Annotated in this window: 20 protein-coding genes and 2 pseudogenes; 12 read left to right on the forward strand and 10 right to left on the reverse strand. The window is 64.0% G+C overall.

The window, feature by feature from the left end; genetic code table 11:
- Positions 1 to 8 precede the first annotated feature (8 nt).
- The 3 genes from X268_RS13260 (at position 9) to X268_RS13270 (ending at position 2,015) form a co-directional block, all read left to right on the forward strand.
- Positions 9 to 830 carry a tetratricopeptide repeat protein gene (locus X268_RS13260; RefSeq protein ID WP_164937705.1) on the forward strand — a complete coding sequence of 274 codons (822 nt, stop codon included), beginning with the start codon at positions 9 to 11 and terminating at the stop codon, positions 828 to 830.
- Between the two features lie 73 nt (positions 831 to 903).
- Positions 904 to 1,053, forward strand: coding sequence for a hypothetical protein (locus X268_RS13265; protein ID WP_128925370.1), 150 nt, complete (start codon positions 904 to 906; stop codon positions 1,051 to 1,053).
- Positions 1,054 to 1,310: 257 nt separating this feature from the next.
- The gene (locus tag X268_RS13270) at positions 1,311 to 2,015 is read left to right on the forward strand and encodes a hypothetical protein (protein ID WP_128925371.1); all 705 of its coding nucleotides are present in this window, start codon (positions 1,311 to 1,313) and stop codon (positions 2,013 to 2,015) included.
- A gap of 129 nt (positions 2,016 to 2,144) precedes the next feature.
- Here X268_RS13270 and X268_RS13275 read toward each other — a convergent pair whose 3' ends face one another.
- The 3 genes and pseudogenes from X268_RS13275 to X268_RS13285 form a co-directional block, all read right to left on the reverse strand.
- On the reverse strand, positions 2,145 to 3,161 hold the full coding sequence (locus X268_RS13275) for a methyltransferase (protein WP_128925372.1): 1,017 nt from the start codon (positions 3,159 to 3,161) through the stop codon (positions 2,145 to 2,147).
- 24 nt (positions 3,162 to 3,185) lie between these two features.
- Positions 3,186 to 4,166 (reverse strand): Bug family tripartite tricarboxylate transporter substrate binding protein, encoded by a 981-nt coding sequence (locus X268_RS13280; RefSeq protein WP_245477878.1) that lies wholly within the window; start codon positions 4,164 to 4,166, stop codon positions 3,186 to 3,188.
- 185 nt (positions 4,167 to 4,351) lie between these two features.
- Positions 4,352 to 5,081: pseudogene (locus X268_RS13285) on the reverse strand (DUF3750 domain-containing protein).
- Between the two features lie 167 nt (positions 5,082 to 5,248).
- Between X268_RS13285 and X268_RS13290 the strand changes: the two are divergent.
- The 3 genes and pseudogenes from X268_RS13290 to X268_RS13300 all read left to right on the forward strand — a co-directional run.
- Positions 5,249 to 5,503: a hypothetical protein gene (locus tag X268_RS13290; RefSeq protein WP_128925374.1), complete on the forward strand. Its 255-nt coding sequence runs from the start codon at positions 5,249 to 5,251 to the stop codon at positions 5,501 to 5,503.
- A 73-nt stretch (positions 5,504 to 5,576) separates the two neighbouring features.
- A complete protein-coding gene (locus X268_RS13295) occupies positions 5,577 to 5,927 on the forward strand; it encodes an oxidoreductase (RefSeq protein ID WP_128925375.1) in 351 nt (116 codons plus the stop codon).
- 237 nt (positions 5,928 to 6,164) lie between these two features.
- Positions 6,165 to 6,434: pseudogene (locus X268_RS13300) on the forward strand (GrlR family regulatory protein); the annotation flags it as partial.
- 187 nt (positions 6,435 to 6,621) lie between these two features.
- Here X268_RS13300 and X268_RS13305 read toward each other — a convergent pair.
- Both X268_RS13305 and X268_RS13310 read right to left on the reverse strand, forming a co-directional pair.
- Positions 6,622 to 6,957, reverse strand: coding sequence for a cytochrome c (locus tag X268_RS13305; protein ID WP_128925376.1), 336 nt, complete (start codon positions 6,955 to 6,957; stop codon positions 6,622 to 6,624).
- A 10-nt stretch (positions 6,958 to 6,967) separates the two neighbouring features.
- Positions 6,968 to 8,209 (reverse strand): molybdopterin-dependent oxidoreductase, encoded by a 1,242-nt coding sequence (locus X268_RS13310; RefSeq protein WP_128925377.1) that lies wholly within the window; start codon positions 8,207 to 8,209, stop codon positions 6,968 to 6,970.
- 17 nt (positions 8,210 to 8,226) lie between these two features.
- On the opposite strand from X268_RS13310, the gene X268_RS13315 reads away from it, so the two are divergent.
- Complete coding sequence (locus tag X268_RS13315; protein ID WP_128925378.1) at positions 8,227 to 8,478, forward strand: hypothetical protein; 252 nt, start codon at positions 8,227 to 8,229, stop codon at positions 8,476 to 8,478.
- 232 nt (positions 8,479 to 8,710) lie between these two features.
- Here the strand turns inward: X268_RS13315 and X268_RS13320 are convergent, their stop codons facing one another.
- From X268_RS13320 to X268_RS13330, 3 genes are all read right to left on the reverse strand, one after another.
- Positions 8,711 to 9,601 (reverse strand): LysR family transcriptional regulator, encoded by an 891-nt coding sequence (locus X268_RS13320; protein ID WP_128925379.1) that lies wholly within the window; start codon positions 9,599 to 9,601, stop codon positions 8,711 to 8,713.
- A gap of 2 nt (positions 9,602 to 9,603) precedes the next feature.
- A complete protein-coding gene (locus X268_RS13325; protein ID WP_128925380.1) occupies positions 9,604 to 10,662 on the reverse strand; it encodes a YeiH family protein in 1,059 nt (352 codons plus the stop codon).
- Positions 10,663 to 10,728: 66 nt separating this feature from the next.
- A complete protein-coding gene (locus X268_RS13330; protein ID WP_128925381.1) occupies positions 10,729 to 11,769 on the reverse strand; it encodes an alpha/beta hydrolase in 1,041 nt (346 codons plus the stop codon).
- A 297-nt stretch (positions 11,770 to 12,066) separates the two neighbouring features.
- On the opposite strand from X268_RS13330, the gene X268_RS13335 reads away from it, so the two are divergent.
- Positions 12,067 to 13,689 (forward strand): ABC-F family ATP-binding cassette domain-containing protein, encoded by a 1,623-nt coding sequence (locus X268_RS13335; protein WP_128925382.1) that lies wholly within the window; start codon positions 12,067 to 12,069, stop codon positions 13,687 to 13,689.
- A gap of 237 nt (positions 13,690 to 13,926) precedes the next feature.
- Positions 13,927 to 14,802 (forward strand): MBL fold metallo-hydrolase, encoded by an 876-nt coding sequence (locus X268_RS13340; protein ID WP_128925383.1) that lies wholly within the window; start codon positions 13,927 to 13,929, stop codon positions 14,800 to 14,802.
- Positions 14,803 to 14,936: 134 nt separating this feature from the next.
- On the opposite strand, the gene X268_RS13345 is transcribed toward X268_RS13340, so the two are convergent.
- On the reverse strand, positions 14,937 to 15,185 hold the full coding sequence (locus X268_RS13345) for a hypothetical protein (RefSeq protein ID WP_128925384.1): 249 nt from the start codon (positions 15,183 to 15,185) through the stop codon (positions 14,937 to 14,939).
- 202 nt (positions 15,186 to 15,387) lie between these two features.
- Here X268_RS13345 and X268_RS13350 point away from each other — a divergent pair, with 202 nt between their 5' ends.
- Entirely contained in the window at positions 15,388 to 15,852 is a 465-nt protein-coding gene (locus X268_RS13350; protein ID WP_164937706.1) for a cupin domain-containing protein, read from the forward strand.
- A 6-nt stretch (positions 15,853 to 15,858) separates the two neighbouring features.
- Here the strand turns inward: X268_RS13350 and X268_RS13355 are convergent, their stop codons facing one another.
- On the reverse strand, positions 15,859 to 16,821 hold the full coding sequence (locus tag X268_RS13355; protein ID WP_128925385.1) for an alpha/beta hydrolase: 963 nt from the start codon (positions 16,819 to 16,821) through the stop codon (positions 15,859 to 15,861).
- A gap of 112 nt (positions 16,822 to 16,933) precedes the next feature.
- Here X268_RS13355 and X268_RS13360 point away from each other — a divergent pair, with 112 nt between their 5' ends.
- Positions 16,934 to 17,611: a nitroreductase gene (locus X268_RS13360; protein WP_128925386.1), complete on the forward strand. Its 678-nt coding sequence runs from the start codon at positions 16,934 to 16,936 to the stop codon at positions 17,609 to 17,611.
- Between the two features lie 132 nt (positions 17,612 to 17,743).
- Complete coding sequence (locus X268_RS13365; RefSeq protein WP_128925387.1) at positions 17,744 to 17,947, forward strand: hypothetical protein; 204 nt, start codon at positions 17,744 to 17,746, stop codon at positions 17,945 to 17,947.
- Positions 17,948 to 17,966: the final 19 nt, after the last annotated feature.

The raw sequence follows: 17,966 nt of genomic DNA on the forward strand, positions 1-17,966 counted from the left end.
TGGAGTCCATGCGGACCTATCTCCTTGCCATCCTGCTCGCGCTTGCCGCGCCCTCGGGCGCGCATGCGCAATCGGCCGACCTCGTTCTGTGCGACCGCGTGGCGGCCGATCCCAGCGATCCCGACAAGCCGGCCGACGTGAGGGGCGTCAGCGAGATCGCATCCGCCGACATTGCGACCGCGATCAAGTTCTGTAAGCAGGCCGCGCCGTCCTCGCGCCGTGCCATGTTCGCGCTCGGCCGTGCCTATGCCGCCAACCGGCAGACCACCGAGGCGCTCGCCGCCTGGCGCAAGGCGGCCGACAAGGGATCAAGCGCCGCCATGGTCGAGCTCGGCGTTGCCTATGCGACCGGCTCGGGCGTTGCCAAGGACGAAGCCCAGGCGCGAAAACTGTTCGAGAAGGCGGCGCAATCAGGCAATCCCCGCGGCGTCAGCAATCTCGCTGCGCTCGGCGGCGCCGGTGGCGCTGCGCCGGCCGATCCCGCGCAGGCGCGCGCGCTGCTCGGCAAGGCTGCCGAGACCAACGCGGAAGCGCAGTACCAGCTCGGCCTGATGCTTTCCGAAGGCACGGGCGGCGCCAAGGACGACGTCGCGGCGCGTGCGCTGTTCGAGAAGGCGGCCGCACAAAACCATCCCGGCGCGCTGGAGCGGATGGGCGCCTTCGCGCAAGAAGGGCGCGGCGGACCTAAGGACAAGGACGCCGCGAAGGCCTATTACGAGCGCGCCGCCGCGCTCGGTGACGAGGACGCGAAGAAGGCGCTGGAGCGGCTGCGCTGCCCCTATGCGATCAAGGACAAGCAGGGCAAGCTGGTCACCACGCTGTGCTTCTGACCAGATCCCGCATGCGGCGGGAACCTCCGTCGCGCCTATGCCGTTGATGTCTGGACAAGACGGAGGCGCGACCATGATCCGCAAATTGGCGTCCGGCGAATATCGTCTCTATTCGCGCAAGGTGAATCCGAGGACCGGCAAGCGCCGCAATCTCGGCACGTTCAAGAGCCGTGCGGCGGCCGAGAAGCACGAGCGCGAGGTGCAGTATTTCAAGCGTCACTGACGCGTGCAGGACCCGCCCAAACAAGAATGTCGAAAACAACCCCATGCACAGTAGGCGAGGCCCTGAAATCGCAGCGGAATTAGGTGCCGCAGATTGGACGACATTGGGCTTGACCCAACCAGGCAAGACAGGGGCATGATGGCCTCGTGGCAGGGAGCCGTTCGGCGACTGCTCCTGCGCGGAAAAGCAGGATGGCCTGGCTGCGGCGGCAGTGCTAGGTAGCCCACGATCCTTTTTCGATTTACGGGCTTAGTGCATTGCTGGATGGACTCTACAAGGTTGAATACGGCGTCAACGATGCGTTCGGCCGCAGCATCATGTGCCTGCATGGCGGCAAGATGCTGGGCGGTAATTCGGGCTTTGCGCATCTTGGCAGCTATGTCGAGCGCGACGGCGAGGTCAGCGCCGAGGTGATCACCGAGCGGCATAATCTCGATCCCAACTACAAGCCGCTGATGGGGGCCGACGTCGCCAGGATCGCGGCGCGCGGCAAGCTGATCGGCAACGAGATCCGTCTGCAGGGCGGCGCGGACACGATGCCGGGTGCCCACTTCTGGGCCAATCTTACGCGGCTCGACGACGGCGCGCTTCCGCGGCGCGGCACGATCGGGCAGGGCGCCATCGCCAACGGGCTCTATGGAATGAGCCTGCGCGCGCTCGATGGCGTCGAGGCCGGCCTCTCCGGCGTGATGCTGCTGGTCGACGGCCGCATCCTCGGCGGCGATGCGTTCTTCTATTATCTCGGCTCCTATTCCTCGGCGGACGGCCGCTGGAAGGGCGAGATGCTGAATCAGGAGCATACGCCGGCGAAAGGCGAAAACCCCGTGTTCGGCGGCTTCGAGGTCGGGATCGGCTTCTCCGGGACCTGCACGGAAGACAGCGGCGAGCTCGAAGGCATCGCACTCGCCGGCAAGCGCAGCCTGCGGCTGGGAGCCTCGCTGAGGCTGATGCGAAGGGCTTAGGGTGTGTTACCAAGAATGTCGGATGTCCGTTTGCGGCGCCGTGCGGAAAGTTGACCCGTTCATCAACCGGGGAAACAGGCTTCGCCATTGAGGCGAGGCACATCAGCTCCTCACGGCGGGAAGGGCTCGTCAATCGTCGGCTTTCCTGAACTTGATCAAGCTGAACGACCCGATGCTGGTCCTCTCTGCGAGATCGAAGCCGGCCGACATTGCCAACGCGCGATACTCAGCTTCCGTCCGCTCGCGACCGCCCGGTCCGCGCAGCATATTGAGGTCGCTCAGGACGCAGGAGCGGTCCTCAGGCTCCGTTGTGACGGGCTCTGGCATGATCCTTTCAATGATGATCAGCGTGCCGCTGGATGGCAGTGCATCCCAGCACTTCCGCAAAATGATCTTGCAGCGGTCGTCCTTCCAATTGTGAATGATGCTCTTCATCAATATGGTGTCGGCACCATTTGGGATCGCTTCGAAGAAGCTGCCGCCTATGAAGCTGCAGCGGTGCGCAATGCCGAGTCGATCGAAATGTGCGCGTGCGTCTTCCTCGCACCGCGCAAGATCGAAGGCGATTCCCTGAAGATGAGGGTTGTTCAGGAGCACGCCGCCGATCAATTCGCCGGTGCCGGCACCGACATCCATCACGACCCTCGCGGCCGAAAAGTCATGGCCCGCCACGATCTTGGGAACAATGGTTCTCGTCAGACTGACCATCGCGGCGTTGAACCGGCGGGTCCATTCCGTCGCCTGGCCCGTCGCGGCGTAACGATCGTCGCCGTCGCCGCGCAGTTGCGTTGCAGTTTTGCCGGTCCGAACCGACTCGACCAGGCCGGTCCAAGTTTGCGCGAGCATCTCGCCCTCGAAGAGGACCCAATCCTTGAAGGATGGGTCGGCGGTCTCATCGAGCTGTCTGCCGAGATCAGTCATGGCAAAGCGGTCCGCATCGACCTGCCTGCAGAGGCCGAGGGTCGTGAGGCCAACCAGCAGTCTGCGCAGCGCATCTTCGTCGGCGGACACCAGCTCAGCGAGCTCCGCTGCTGATTTCGGCTCATCACCGATGGCCTCGGCGAGATTGAGTTTCGCTGCCGCGTAGATTACCGCGGTGATGCGATGCGATTGCACGAGGTCATGCACGGATGCGGGCCGGCTCATGTGCTCCTCCAGTCAGTGCTCGGTTCAATCAGTGGGGGCGAACTCCGTCGTCCGCACGATCGCCCGCCATCGGTCCGATTCGGACGCGATGAGCCGTGCGAAGTCTCCCATAGCAATAACGTCGGGTTCGACGGCCAGCTTCGCCAGGCCGGAATTGACCTCGTCGGTGCGCATGGCCGACTGGATCGCAGCATTCAACTTGTTGACGATCGACGCCGGCGTCTTTGCGGAAACGAAGAAGGCAAACCACGTGAGGTCTTCGAGCGAAGGATATCCAGTTTCCCGCACGGTGGGCACTGCAGGAAGAAAACGGGAGCGGCGCGGCCCTGTCGTTGCCAGCGCACGAAGGTCTCCGGATTGGGCGAGGCCGAGCGCGCTGCCGATCGGCATGACGCCCGCTGCAATCACGCCTTTGACGAGATCCTGAATCGCGCCTGTGCCTTGATAAGGCACGTGAAGAAAATCGAAGCCGGCGAGGCGGCCCAGCATCATGCCAAGAAAATGTAGCGACGTTCCGACACCAGGCGTCCCGTAGGTGGCGAGCCTTGGATTGGCGCGGCACCAGGCGACAAAATCTGCAATCGTCGTCACGTCAGAGGGCACCATTGGACCCACTGTCAGAAATGCGGGGGCCGAGGCAATGGTCGAGACCGGCGTGAAATCGTGCGGCTGATATCTTAAGTTCTTGTAGACATGGGGGAACAAGATCATAAAGCCGATCGGCCCGAACAGGATGACCGATCCGTCGGCCTCCGCGTTCTTCACAGCTTCCACTGCGATACGACTGGCTGCGCCCGGCCGGGTCTCGACCGCGAAGGTTTCCGCATAGTCACTCATTTGTCCGGCCACCAGTCGCGCCATTGCGTCCGGCAGCCCTGGCGAGAAGCCGGTCAGGATATGCGCGGTTCTCGCGCGCGGCTGAGAGAGAGCTTCAGGCGCGCAAGATGCAGCGGAGAGTCCGATGCCGGCCGATGCGATCAACACATCGCGGCGTGTGATCATCATCCGGCTCCCCGATCAGCCATGTTTCGGCGCACTGTCTCCCTTCGGATGTACCCGGTTGGATGCCGTCCCCGCTTGATCCCCGGCTTACTTTTTCCTTACCGGCAGCTTATTCTTAGACCGCGCTCAGGCTGATGCGGAAGGCTTGGGACTTCCCGCCGGGTCTGCTCGAATAGCCAATGTTGCTCTCACGCGCCGGGGCGGATCCCAAGGCGGCCGAGGCCTGGTAGCTTGAGCGCCGGACGGCGGATGTCGAAACCGAGCACGGCACCCAAGAAGTTGATCTCCAGGCCTTCGACCCAGCCAACCGAAAAGCCGATATATCCGGCAAGCGAAGCATAGACGCCGGTGCCGGACGCCGTCGCGCCGAACCATCTGCCGGTGTACGGGAAGTCCTTGCCGATTGCGGTCGGGGGCAGGACGGCGCGAAGTTCGGGGACGGAGTCGAGCGCGGCCTGAACGAAGGTGTTCGAATTGGGACCAGGCCAGACGCTGTAATCTCCATAGGATCGAAACTCGTAGTTTTCGATCACATTCCTGATTTTTGGGATCAGCGCCTCGGCGCGTTCTCCATCGACAGCGACAATGGTTTCCGGCATCGCGCCGAACCATCGCCCGTCCGGAGCGAAGCCGTTGGTGCGGATCGGCTCGCCCCACGCCGTGTAGTCATACCGGGTGTAGGCCGCCGCATTCTTCCTTGACGACCACCCAGGTGTGGACGGCGAAGATGCTGCGCCATCTCACCGTTCGTGCGCCGAACACCCGTATCACGGCTTGGGGGTGATCGGCAGCAGGAGCCAGAAGACCAGCGCTCGATCGATCGGCGGTTTGCCAATTCCCGCGACCGTCACCCAGCCAGACATATCTCGCCGCCGAGGCGGCAAGCGGTGCGAAGATGAGGAACAGAAAGACGAGCAAGGGCTTCTTCAAGGGAGCGGTACGGCGGGCGCGTTTGACAAACCATATAGTTCGCATGAACGCCGCCGCCATAGGACATTGGTTCCGAACGACCTTGCCACCAGAGCCGGACCGGCACCTGAGTTCAAGCCGTTGTTCCGCAACCGCAGCAGGACCGGAGCACGCGCATGGACATCAAGGAAGCTGCCGCAATGACAGAAGCCTCCGGATTGACGGACGGTCAGGGCGGCATTGAGCAGGCCTCAACGGTGCGGGAGGGTTCCGGAGAGCGAAGGGGCACGGCCGATCCGCAGCTCGACTCGCCTTCGCTGGATTCCGCCAGGCGATGGGCTGATCAGTTGCGCGAGGTAACAACGAAAGCGCCCCTCCGGTCGCTGTTCGTTGCCTTTCTGGCCGGAGTGTGGATCGCCCGCCGGCGTTAGGAGCTGCGACCTTGCGCGCCTCACGACGGGAAGCTGAAGCGATTCAGAGCTTGCTGGGTGAATGGAGAGAGAGATGAGGCTTCTCGCGATCGCGGCGATCACCCTGCTGGGCACCGTTTCGTTCTCCATGGCACAAAGCTCAGGCGGCGCTTCAGGCGGTTCAACCAGCGGCGGTGCGAGTGCGACGGGCTCGGGTGGCGGGGGCGGTTCGACGCTTTCGAACGGGACGACGCTGAGCGGGACTGGTGGTTCGCCAGGCCCCAACGCGTCCAATGCAAAGGGTCAGGGAACGACCCGCCAGAGACTCGGCGCGATGCCTTCCGGTCAGGACGACGGCGGATCTCGACCGAACTACAACACGCCAGCCGCGAACGCTGCCGTCCAGCAGCTTGGAAATACCAATCCGGGCATCCTCAAAAAGTGACCATCAACATGCAGCGGGCTGGCGCTGATCGCGGAATCGTGGCGCTGGGCCGGGCGCGTTCAAAGCGTCGGGGGCGGCGGGCGCAGGGAGCCTGACTGCGTCCACGCCAATTCCTTGCTGACGAAGCGCATCCCCGGGGCCAGTGAGTTGTCCGCCCAGATACAGATCGTAGGGGTCTAAGCCCTAAAGCTGAGGGATGAGCCTGCGCGCGCTCGACGTCTTCAAGGCTGACCTCCGATGCTGCTGATCGACGGCCGCATCCTCGGCGGCGATGCGTTCTTCTATTATCTCGGCTCCTATTCCTCGGCGGACGGCCGCTGGAAGGGCGAGATGCTGAATCAGGAGCATACGCCGGCGAAAGGCGAAAACCCCGTATTTGGTGGCTTCGAGGTCGGGATCGGCTTTTCCGGGACCTGCACGGAAGACAGCGGCGAGCTCGAAGGCATCGCGCTCGCCGGCAAGCGCAGCCTGCGGCTGGCAGCCTCGCTGAGGTTGATGCGATGGGCGAAGGACCGCGTGCTCATCAACGTCGGGTGTCAGCTTCGCGAGCTGAAGTGGACGATTCAGCGGTACCCATTCCAGAGTTTTCGGTGCTGCCTGAGAGGCAGGGGTCCTATTCTATTCACGACTTGATCGTCGGTTCGTCGTACAGGGCGAATTTGGCAGCACCGGATTTTTTCAGCGGCGCCGAGCGTCACTGGTCGCTTCCTTTTACCTTGGCAAGGTAGTCAACGATCGCCGGCACGTCGCTGTCCTCGATGGGAGCTCCGTAGACCTTGATCATCTTGTGTACCTCGGATTCCCAGGTGGACTTGGGCAAGGCCGGCTGGTTCAGCACCATGTCTGCCGAATGGCACGCCAAGCAGTTGTTGTTGATGGCATCCGCTTCGGATCCACCAGGAAAAAGCGCGTCGCCCGGCGGCAGCTCCACTGTTGTGGACGTAATCGCGGGGGCCGGCTGGACCCATGCAGGCGTGGGTGCCAGTAGAGCGGCGAACGAGATGCTGATGACGAGGATGAGGTGACGCATGGCGATGCTCCTAGATCGCGGTGAGTTGGACCGTCTCGACGACATTGCGCATGAAGCCGCTGGTATTCCAGTTTGACGTTGCCGGCTGATTTTCGCCGGCGACGTTCGTGCAGCGGACCATCAGCGAATGGCCGCCCTTCATCAATTGTGGAATATCCAACTGCCAGCGGCGGAAGCTGTACTTGCCGTGGTCCTCGCCAAGCGTCGCGGTTTGCCAGGTGCGGCCGCCATCCATCGATAGCTCGACCTTGGCGACGCCAGCATCACCGCCGAACGCGATCCCCCGGATCGTTGCGACTGCGCCCGCGGGAAGCGATGCGCCGTCCGCGACGTTCGTGAAGAACGACCGTGGCACCATGCGGCTGATCGGAACCATCTTTACGCCGGTCTGGCCCGGCTTGATGTTGGCATGCGGCGTATCCGGGACGGTGTAGGCGGTCGCCATCCAGTAATTGTCGTCCTGGCGATCGAGAACCTCGATGTCGCTGAGCATCTTGACCCAATAGGTCGAGTACCATCCCGGCACGATCAGCCGCAGCGGGAAGCCGTTGAGGAGCGGCAGTTGCTCGCCGTTCATGGCAAAGGCGATCATGACCTCGCCGTCACGGGCATGATCGATATCGAGCGACTTGCGGAAGTCGGGTGCGTCAGGCACGACCGGCTCGTCCAGTCCGTTGAAGCGGACCTGAACTGCGCCCGGCTTGACGCCCGCGCGATCCAGCACGTCCTTGAGCAGGACTCCCGTCCATCGCGCATTGCCCATCGCGCCATGCGCCCATTGCGCGCCCGGCACACGAGGCAGGAAGAACCCTCGCGAATTGCCCGAGCATTGGTTGACCGCGGCAAGCTCGACACGGGGCAACTTGAGCAGGTCGCCGATGGACAAAGAGAGGGCTTGGTTGACGTGGCCGCGCACGGACAGCCTGAAGGCGGCCGCATCCACCGACGACGGTATGATGGCCCAGTGCCAGCGCACATAGAACCGGTCGTTGGGGGTGAATACGCCGCGGTCGAACACCTCCATCGGGGTCTCCAGCAGCGGCGGCCGCGCGCGCTGCAGGATCATGCTCCCCTTTTGCGGGAAGTCAGTCGTCATCAGCCGATCACGCGGCTCGCCGGCGATCGGCAGCCGGATCGATTGACCAGCGCGGGCCGATGAGCCGACGAGCGTGAGGCCAGCAGCCCCGAGCGCTTGAAGCATGGCGCGGCGGGATAATGCCGGAGAGTGTGCATAGTCGAGGTGCGGGGACATCGAAGGCTCCTGTTGGAATGGATTTGCGCTGGACCAGTCCTCGCGGTTCATCCGAGGATCAAGTCCGCGAGCGGATCTTCGACGTGCGGTTGAGGTCGCGCCTGCCGGACGTCCGGAAGATGCCTGTCGATCTGGCGAAAGCCTCGTTCCGAGTGAACGGCAACTCTGGGATCCGCCACGTGCACCGGGCTGCGGGCAAGCGCGGACGGCGCACCAAGCGTGGACGCGGCAGCGACGAACAGGGCGATCGCAAGGAAAGCGCGACGTGAATGGGTCATTGTAGTTCTCCATCTCTATTTCCGGCACGCAATGCTTGAAGTGCCTGCCTGTGTCCAAAGAGGTAGACTTTGGTGCATCGGCAATCCAACGAGATGATCAGATCGTTCTGATCGTCGACTGCGATCGAATTCCGCAGCCGCTTGCACGCGCGTCGGCGCACATGCCGGCGAGACGTCGGTTCGATCGTTGCGGAATACGCGGTACGGGCGGGCCCGGCTTCGCCTATGGTGCGGCGCCGGCGGCGATGCTGGACATCAGGGCGGCTTCCGCCTTGCTGATATGCCGCTCCTTGTGGCGGAGCGCGTAGAACGAACGCTTCGCCAATTCGTCCTCGAGCTGAACGAGCTGTTTTGCCGTTATCGCCTTCTCGACCACGAGATCGGAGATGGCTGCGGCGCAGCCGCCCGTTTCGACCGCGGTCCTGATCGCCTCGTTCGAGGCCAGTTCGAGCTGCACCGTCAGGTCGGCGAGACGCACCCCGCGCTTCTTCAGCGCACGCTCGAACATGGCCCGCGTTCCGGAGCCCGGCTCGCGAAGGATCCACGATGTCCTGGTCATCCAGTCGGCGGGCAGCTTCTTTTGGCTCGCCAGAGGGTGCCGCGCACCCACGACGGCAACCAGCGCATCGCCGTCGACCCGGCGGGCGGGCAATGCGGCGTCATCAATGTCGCCCTCGACAAAGCCGACATCCGCCATACCGTCGCGAACGTCGGTTGCAACCTGCTCGCTGTTGGCGATCCTGACGTCGATTTCGATGCCGGGATGGACGGCCTGAAACGCCAGCAACCTCATCGGAAGCCAGTAGCTCCCGACCGTCTGGCTTGCCGCGATCACCAGTCGTCCGGCCTTGAGGCCGGCAAAATCGCGCAGGACCTGCTCGGCGGCGTGCGCGCGCGCGAGCACCGCACGCGCTTCACCGAGAAACGTCCGGCCCATATGCGTGAGAACAATGCCGCGTCCCACCCGATCGAACAACCTGACCCCGTAGCGTCCTTCGAGCGCGGCGATTGCCGCGCTCGTGGCTGATTGTGTCAGATTCAATTCGTGGGCGGCCTGGGTGACGTGCTGCTTGTCGGCGACAGCGGCGAAGATCCGGAGCTGTTCGAGCGTCATGGTCATCCCACGAATTTGATGAGGGTCAGGCTGAAGGCTGCGATGAAGAGGAAGGCCAGCCCGCCCAGTATAGCCGGACGCAGCCCCTCCGCGTACAACTTCGAGACGTCGGTCTCAAGGCCCATGGCCGCGAGCGCCATCGTGAGCAGGAAGGTCGAAAGCGTGATCGCCGCGCTCCTGAGGTCCGCCGGAATGCACACGACGCTGTTTAGCGCGGCTATCGCGGCAAAGCCGATCGCGAACCAGGGGATGGGCGGCCTTGCCGACTTGCCGCCGGCTCGCTGCGTCGAAGCCCGTGTGACGACGCTCAGGCTCAGGACGACGGGTGCGAGCAGCATGACGCGGGCAAGCTTGGCAACGGTCGCCATTTCACCCGCGCGCTGGCTGTTCTGGAAGGAGGCGGCAGCCACCTGGGCGATCTCGTGGATCGACGCGCCGCTCCAGAGGCCGTAGGCATCGGCATCGAGATGCAGAAGGCGAGGCAGCATGGGATAGACGAACATCGCGATCGAGCCGAAGATCGTGACGCAAGCGATTGCATATGCGACGTCCTCGTCGGAAGCTTCGGTGACGCTGTTGGTCGCAACGACGGCTGACGCGCCGCAGATCGAGGTGCCTGCCGCGATCAGCTGACTGAGCGTGCGCTCGACGCCCAATACATGCCCGGCTGCGAGGGTGAATACGAACGTGGCGACGAGCGTGCCGACGACGATGAGAATCCCCTTGGTGCCGACGGCGGCAAGCTGGGTCAACGTGATCTGGAAGCCCAGCAGAGCGATCGCCAGCCGAAGCAAACGGCGCATGCTGAAGCTGATTCCGGCGCGGGCGAGAGCCGGTGTTCCGGCAAGGTTGCGCACGGCCATTCCGATCGCGATGGCCAGGATCATGGGGCTGAACGTCGCGACGGCAGGAATACTGCGCATCATGTTGGAGACCGCGGCAATGGTCCCGGCCAGCGCGACGCCGGGGACGATCGCGAGGGCGGAGTTTCCAGATGACAGGATGTTGTCGCGCATGGCACGCGCGACGGGGTATGGACGGGAATTCTGAACAAAGGTCATTGGCGTATCTCTGGGGAGTTGCGAAGGATGCGACGGCGAGGAGCCGCCGCATCCCCCATCGGTCAGTCAATCGGTCGCGGCTGCGAGATGCCGACGCAGACCCTGGTTCACCTGTTCGATGGCAGCTTCGGTGGAGGGAACGTGACGCAGTGCGTTGAGCAGCACGAAATCATGGATCGTGCCGTTGTAGCGAACCGCGTCCACGCTGACCCCGGCCTCCTTCAGCTTCCTTGCATAGGCCTCGCCTTCATCGCGCAGCGGATCGTTCTCCGCGGTGATGACGAGCGCGGGCGGCAGTCCCTTCAATTCTTCGCTGCCGGCGCGCAGCGGCGATACATAGGGATTGTCCCGGGTCTTCGCGGCGGGCGCGTAGAGATCCCAGCCGTACTTCATGAAGGCGCGAGCAAGGAAACGGCCGGTTCCGTATTCATGATATGATGCGGTATCGACGCTGGCGTCCGTCGCAGGGATGAGCAGCGCCTGGTAGCTGATCTTCGGCCCCTTGCGATCCTTGGCCATGAGGGCCAGTGCTGCACTCATGTTGCCACCGACGGAGTTGCCTGCAATCGCAATACGGCTTCCGTCGGCGCCGAATTCGTCAGCATGCGCCGCGATCCACTTGAGCGCGGCGTAGCATTCCTCAAGTTGCACCGGATACTTCGCCTCCGGCAACGGCGTGTACTCGACGAATGCGCCGATCTGCCCCGAGCCCACGACCAGATCCCGCAACAGGCGCTGATGGTTCTGGAAGTTGCCGACGATCCAGACACCGCCATGGATGAAAAGCACGACGCCGGGTCTGCCGGCCAGATGCTCGGGCTTCATGACATAGAGCTTCACGGTGTGCCCATCCAGCTCGATCGTCTGCTCGGTGGTGATGACACCGGACATGTCCACGGCAGTCTGCGACTGCAGCGATGTCAGCACGTCCTGCGGCTTGGGTTGGGGCAGCTCCCAGAACGGCGAACTGTCCCTGTTGATGTTTGCGAGAAACGCACGAACCTCGGGATCGATGCGTGGGTCGTTCGCGGGGGCCGGCGTAGTCGTTGCGGCCTGATTCACCAGGCTTGCTTCCGTAAAGGGGGCTGACGTTGTGGTGCGGTTCATGAGATTGATCCAATGCTGGCTGGAGTGACTCACCGAGTGGTCTCGGTGCAGCTGAGGATCAGAGAATCCGAACAATTGATCCAATGAATTATTTCAATCGATCTAATAGATTAAATCGATTAGTTTAGCGCGGCTGCAGCACGCGTGGCTGGCCGATTGCGAAATGGGGTGTCGCGCATGAGCTAACATTGTGGGTGCAGGAACCGGCATTGGCGCGAAACCCAGGTCCGCCGGGCTTCCCCTCGCGGCCCGCATGGCCTATGACGCTGCAACGCAAAAATCCCCCCAAAAGACCCCATGATCCGCCTCGACAACGTCAGCAAGCAAGCCGGCCACCAGATCCTGTTCATTGAAGCCTCCGCCGCCCTCAACAAGGGTGAGAAGATCGGGCTGGTCGGCCCCAACGGCGCCGGCAAGAGCACCCTGTTCCGGATGATCGCCGGGGAGGAGCTGCCCGACGAGGGCCAGGTCTCGATCGATCGCGGCATCACCATCGGCTATTTCAACCAGGACGTCGGCGAGATGTCTGGCCGCAGCGCCGTGGCCGAGGTGATGGATGGCGCCGGTCCCGTCAGCGAGGTCGCGGCCGAGTTGCGCGAGCTCGAGGCCGCGATGGCCGACCCCGACAAGGCCGACCAGATGGACGAGATCATCGCCCGCTACGGCGAGGTGCAGCACCGTTTCGAGGAGCTCGACGGCTACGCGCTCGACGGCCGCGCGCGCGAAGCGCTGGCCGGCCTCGGGTTCAGCCAGGAGATGATGGACGGCGACGTCGGCAAGCTCTCCGGCGGCTGGAAGATGCGTGTGGCGCTGGCGCGCATCCTCCTGATGCGGCCCGACGTCATGCTGCTCGACGAGCCGAGCAACCATCTCGACCTCGAAAGCCTGATCTGGCTGGAAAAATTCCTGCACGATTACGAAGGCACGCTGCTGATGACCTCGCACGACCGCGAGTTCATCAACCGCGTGATCTCCAAGGTGATCGAGATCGATTCCGGCTCGCTCACCACCTACACCGGCGACTACGAGTTCTACGAGCAGCAGCGCGCGCAGAACGAGAAGCAGCAGCAGGCGCAGTTCGAGCGCCAGCAGGCCATGCTGGCCAAGGAGATCAAGTTCATCGAGCGCTTCAAGGCGCGCGCCTCGCATGCGGCGCAGGTGCAGAGCCGGGTGAAGAAGCTCGACAAGATCGAGCGGGTCGAGCCGCCGCGCCGCCGCCAGAGCGTGGCGTTCGGCTTTCCGCCGGCGCCGCGCTCGGGCGAAGACGTCGTCGCGCTCAAGAGCGTGCACAAGGGGTACGGCTCGAAGCGCATCTATGATGGCCTTGATTTCATGATCCGCCGTCGGGAGCGCTGGTGCGTGATGGGCGTCAACGGCGCCGGCAAGTCGACGCTGCTCAAGCTCGTCGCCGGCGCGAGCGAGCCGGATCAGGGCACGGTGGCTCTCGGCGGCAGCGTCAAGATGGGCTATTTCGCCCAGCACGCCATGGACCTGCTCGACGGCGAACGCACTGTGTTCCAGTCGCTGGAAGATGCGTTTCCGACCGCGGGGCAGGGATCATTGCGCGCGCTCGCCGGCTGCTTCGGCTTCTCCGGCGACGACGTCGAGAAGCGCTGCCGCGTGCTCTCGGGCGGCGAGAAGGCGCGCCTCGTCATGGCCAAGATGCTGTTCGACCCGCCGAACTTTCTGGTGCTGGATGAGCCGACCAACCATCTCGATCTCGCCACCAAGGAAATGCTGATCGCGGCGCTGGCGGATTTCGAAGGCACCATGCTGTTCGTCTCGCACGATCGGCATTTTCTGGCCACGCTCTCGAACCGCGTGCTGGAGCTGACGCCGGAAGGCATCCACCAGTTCGGCGGCGGTTACACCGAATATGTCGCGCGCACCGGGCAGGAGGCGCCGGGGTTGCGGTCGTAGTCTCCGCGGGCTGCGGGAGCGCGACGACGGTGGCAGTGTAGCGTCATTCGTCATTGCGAGCGCAGCGAAGCAATCCAGACTGCCTCCGCGGAACGATTCTGGATTGCTTCGCTGCGCTCGCAATGACGATGTTTAGAATGCAGGCTCCAATCCGCCGGCAAGCGTCCTGTGCGGCGCGACTGGCTTGAACACCTCAGCAAGGCTGTTACGCTCTCTCAAAAAAGGGGAGCGAACACCATGAAGCAGCTTCGGATCGGCGACATCACCATCGATGCGGTGATCGAGCGGGAAGGGCCATGGCGGCGGCCACAGGATTTCTTCCCGGCTTATGATGCTGGCGTGTTCGCCCGTCATTTGCCGACGATGGAGCCCGAGGTGTTCGACGCCGCGCGTGGCATGATGGTGATCACCTATCAGACCTTCGTCGTGCGCACGCCGCGCTACACCATTCTGGTCGACACCTGCACCGGCGAAGACAAGGGCCATCCGCCGCCGTTCGATTTTGCCGGCAAGGAGCGTTGGCGCAACGAGCTGTTCGCACTCGGCATCTCTTTCGAGCAGATCGACTACGTGTTCTGCACCCATCTGCACATCGATCACACGGGCTGGAACACGACGTTGCGCGACGGTCGCTGGGTGCCGACCTTCCCGAACGCGAAATACGTCTTCCACAAGGGCGAATATGCCGCCTGGGAGGCGGAGCATGCCAAGGGCAGCACTCCGCCCGGCACCGTGTTTCGCGACAATTGCCTGCCGATCGTCGAGGCGGGACAGGCGTTATTGGTCGACGACGACTACGCGCTCGACGATACCGTCACGCTGACACCGACGCCGGGGCATTCGCCCTGCCATTGCTGTGTGAACATCTTTTCCAAGGGCCAGCGCGCGGTGGTCGCGGGCGACCTCATGCATCACCAGATCCAGTGCCGCGAGCCGGACTGGTCGGCGAAGCCGGATTGGGATCCGAAGCAATCGGCGGTGTCGCGGCGGAAATTCTTCGCGTCCGTGGCTGATACCGACACGCTGATTTTGCCGATCCACTTTCCCGCGCCGACGGTGGGCTGGATCAAGCCGCTGGGCGGGGCATTCGATTATAAGTTCAGACGGGAGTGACGCTCTCCGTCACGGCCGGGCCCGGCCATCCACGATCGTTTGCGCGGCGCGAAGAACGTGCATGCCCGGGACAGGCCCGGGCATGACGAGTTCGTGGAGCGATGTTCGACAGAGAAGCAGCGAGTTCGCTGCGATTAAGCGCTGGTCTCGCACTTTTTCATGAAACTGTTCTTGGCGGCGCCGGCGAGCGGCTTGCCGTCAGAGCCGACGGCCTTGGGCGCGCAGGCCTCCTGCTTGCACTTCTTCATGAACGAGGTCTTGGCCGCGCCGGCCAGCGGCTTGCCGTCCTTGCCGACCGCCTTGCTCTCGCAGGTTTCTTGCGCAAGGGCCGAGCCTGCCGCAAAGGCGGCAACGATCGCAGCCAGGAAAATCCGCTTCATCATGGGTGTCTCCCTAAACCAGAAATGGCGGAGAGATTGGAACCGGGAATCGTGGCGCAATCAAGCTGGATGGCGGCCTGTCGTCCGGTCCGCCCGGCGTTTTTTTGAGTGGGAGTTCGGCCCGCGCGCGGTCTGCTGCACTGCTCGCTGACCCCGGCCGGCGATCCTGCTAGGCTCGGTCAGCTTAGCTGGACGGAGCATCGTGATGGACGCAATGATCCCGAAACACCAGGGAGCCGCCGATCAGCATTCGCACCTGGTTCGGCCTCAAGACATGGCATGGCAGACGACGCGCTTTCCGGGGTGCGAGGCCAAGACGCTGCTGTTCGATCGCCGCACGGGGCTGATGACCGCCTTGATGCGGTTTGCGCCTGGATCGGTGCTGCCGGATCACGAGCATGTCGGCATCGAGCAAAGCTGGGTGATCGAGGGCGCACTCGTCGATAAGGAGGGCCCCGCTCAGGGCATCGCCTGCAGGGCCGGCGAATTCATCTGGCGCGAGGCGGGCAGCCGCCACGCGGCCTGGTGTCCGGAGGGCGCGCTGATCCTGGCGATCTTCCAGGTGCCGAACAAGTTCTTCGAGGCGGACGGCCGCGTCGTCGACGCCGCCGGCCAGGATTGGGACGAGACCTGGGGGCACACTGGCCTGCAGCGGGCGCAGAGCGCCTGATCGCCCTCAAACGCCTCGCGCGAGCAACGCCTTGAAGTCAGCCCGCGCGCGCTGCGCTTCGGCGCGCGCGACGTCCGAGGCGTCGCCCATGCCGAAATAGCCGTGGATCAGGCCGGGACCCTCATGGTGCTTGACCTTCACGCCCGCGGCCTCCAGCGCCCGTGCATAGGCCGCGCCCTCGTCGCGCAGGGGATCGAACCAGGCGGTGGTCACGATCGCGGGCGCGACGCCGGCGAGCGACGCCGCGCGCAGCGGCGAGACGCGCCAGTCGCTGGCGTGGGTGGGATCGGCGAGATAATGGCCGCAAAACCATTCCATCGTGGCGCGCGTCAGGAAGTAGCCGTCGGCATTCTCGGCGCGCGAGGGATAGCGCGCGTTCTCACCCGCATCGGCGTAAGCGCCGAGAACGTCTGTCACGGGATAGACCAGCAATTGCGCAGCGAGCTTGATACCGGCATCGCGGCAGGCGATTGCGGTGGTGGCCGCGAGATTGCCGCCGGCGCTGTCGCCGGCAACGCCGAGGCGTCTATCGTCCTTGCCAAATTCCGCGACGCGGCCAAACACGTCGCTCACGGCGGCAAAGGCGTCTTCGAAGGCGCCGGGAAAGGGCGTTTCAGGCGGGCGCCGATAGTCGACGGAGACGACGACGGCGCCGGTCTCGATCGCAAGGTTGCGCGCCTGCCGATCGTGGGTCTCGAGGTCGCCCGCAACCCAGCCGCCACCATGGAAGAACACCACGGTCGGCGCCGGCGTGGTGCCGATCCGGTAGACGCGCGCAGAAAGCGTGCCGGCGCCGCCTTTCACCTTGATATCCTCGACGCTATCGACGGGCGGGGGCGGGATGGCGGCGCGCGAGGCAGCCAGTGCGCGCAAGGAATCGCGGGCGCTCTGTGGCGTCATGACCGTGGGATCGCGCATCGGCATGAGCGGAATGATCTGGGCGATGACGGGGTCGAGCGGCGCGGCCATGGCAGGTCCTCCAGGGTTCTTGGTCTTGCTTGCGGGGTAGCATAGATTTTGCGCGCCGCATCGGCAACCGGTTGCGATGCTGCGGGATGAACGGGCAGGGAGGTTCTGAGAGGTGGAATTCGAAACGCTGGTCCAGTCGCGCCGCAGCGTGCGTGGTTTCGACAAGAAGCCGGTGCCGCGCGCGGTGATCGAGGCGATCATCGAGAGTGCCAAGCGTGCGCCGTCGTCGATGAACACCCAGCCCTGGCATGTCCATGTGCTCACCGGCGCGCCACTCGAAGAGGTGCGCCGCCGCAACATGGAGGAGATGGCCGGCGGCGCCAAGGTCAAGCGCGACATCGTCAGCCACGGCGAGTACCAGGGCGTGCATCGCACGCGGCAGGTCGACATCGCCAAGAAATTGTTCGGCGCGATGGGAATCGCGCGCGACGACAAGCCGATGCGGCAGGACTGGGTGCTGCGGGGCTTCCGCCAGTTCGACGCGCCGGTCTCGCTGGTCCTGACCTACGACCGCGTGCTCGATCCCGGCGCGGTCTGTCATTTCGATCTCGGCGCGCTCTGCTACGGCATCGTGCTCGCGGCGTGGGATCGCGGTCTCGGTTCGGTGATCAACGGGCAGGGCATCATGCGCTCTGATATCGTGCGCGAGGTCGCGAGGATTCCGGAGGACGAGGTCATCATGACCTGCGTTGCGATGGGCTATCCCGATGACGGCTTTGCCGCGAACGCGGTGCGCTCGGATCGGGAGCACAATCAGGAGTTCGTGCGCTACGTGGGTTTTGCCGATTAGCACAACGAGGAGGCGAATATTCTCCCGCGATTTTTTTTGGTGCGGAGTCGTCGGCGACCTCTTGCAATCTCGAAGACGCAGGAGGAACAATACGCCTCGTGAGAGGTTTGTTGCTGGCGCGAGGGAATTGACATGCGGCGGCTGGCTAGCCTGGTTCGGCGGTTCTTCGGCCCGCGGATGCGGCGTCCGATCGATAGTGATCCATCTCTTCCTTTCACACCCGAGGAGTTCGGCCGGCTGATCAGCAGCGGGCGGCATGAGGACATGAAGCTGCTGGCGGAGGGGCTGGCCTGCCGGTCCATCCCGCGCCGCGCCAGCTATCGCGCGACCCATTAGGGTGTGTTCGAGATGGCTC

The organism is Bradyrhizobium guangxiense, from assembly GCF_004114915.1.
GTDB lineage: Bacteria > Pseudomonadota > Alphaproteobacteria > Rhizobiales > Xanthobacteraceae > Bradyrhizobium > Bradyrhizobium guangxiense.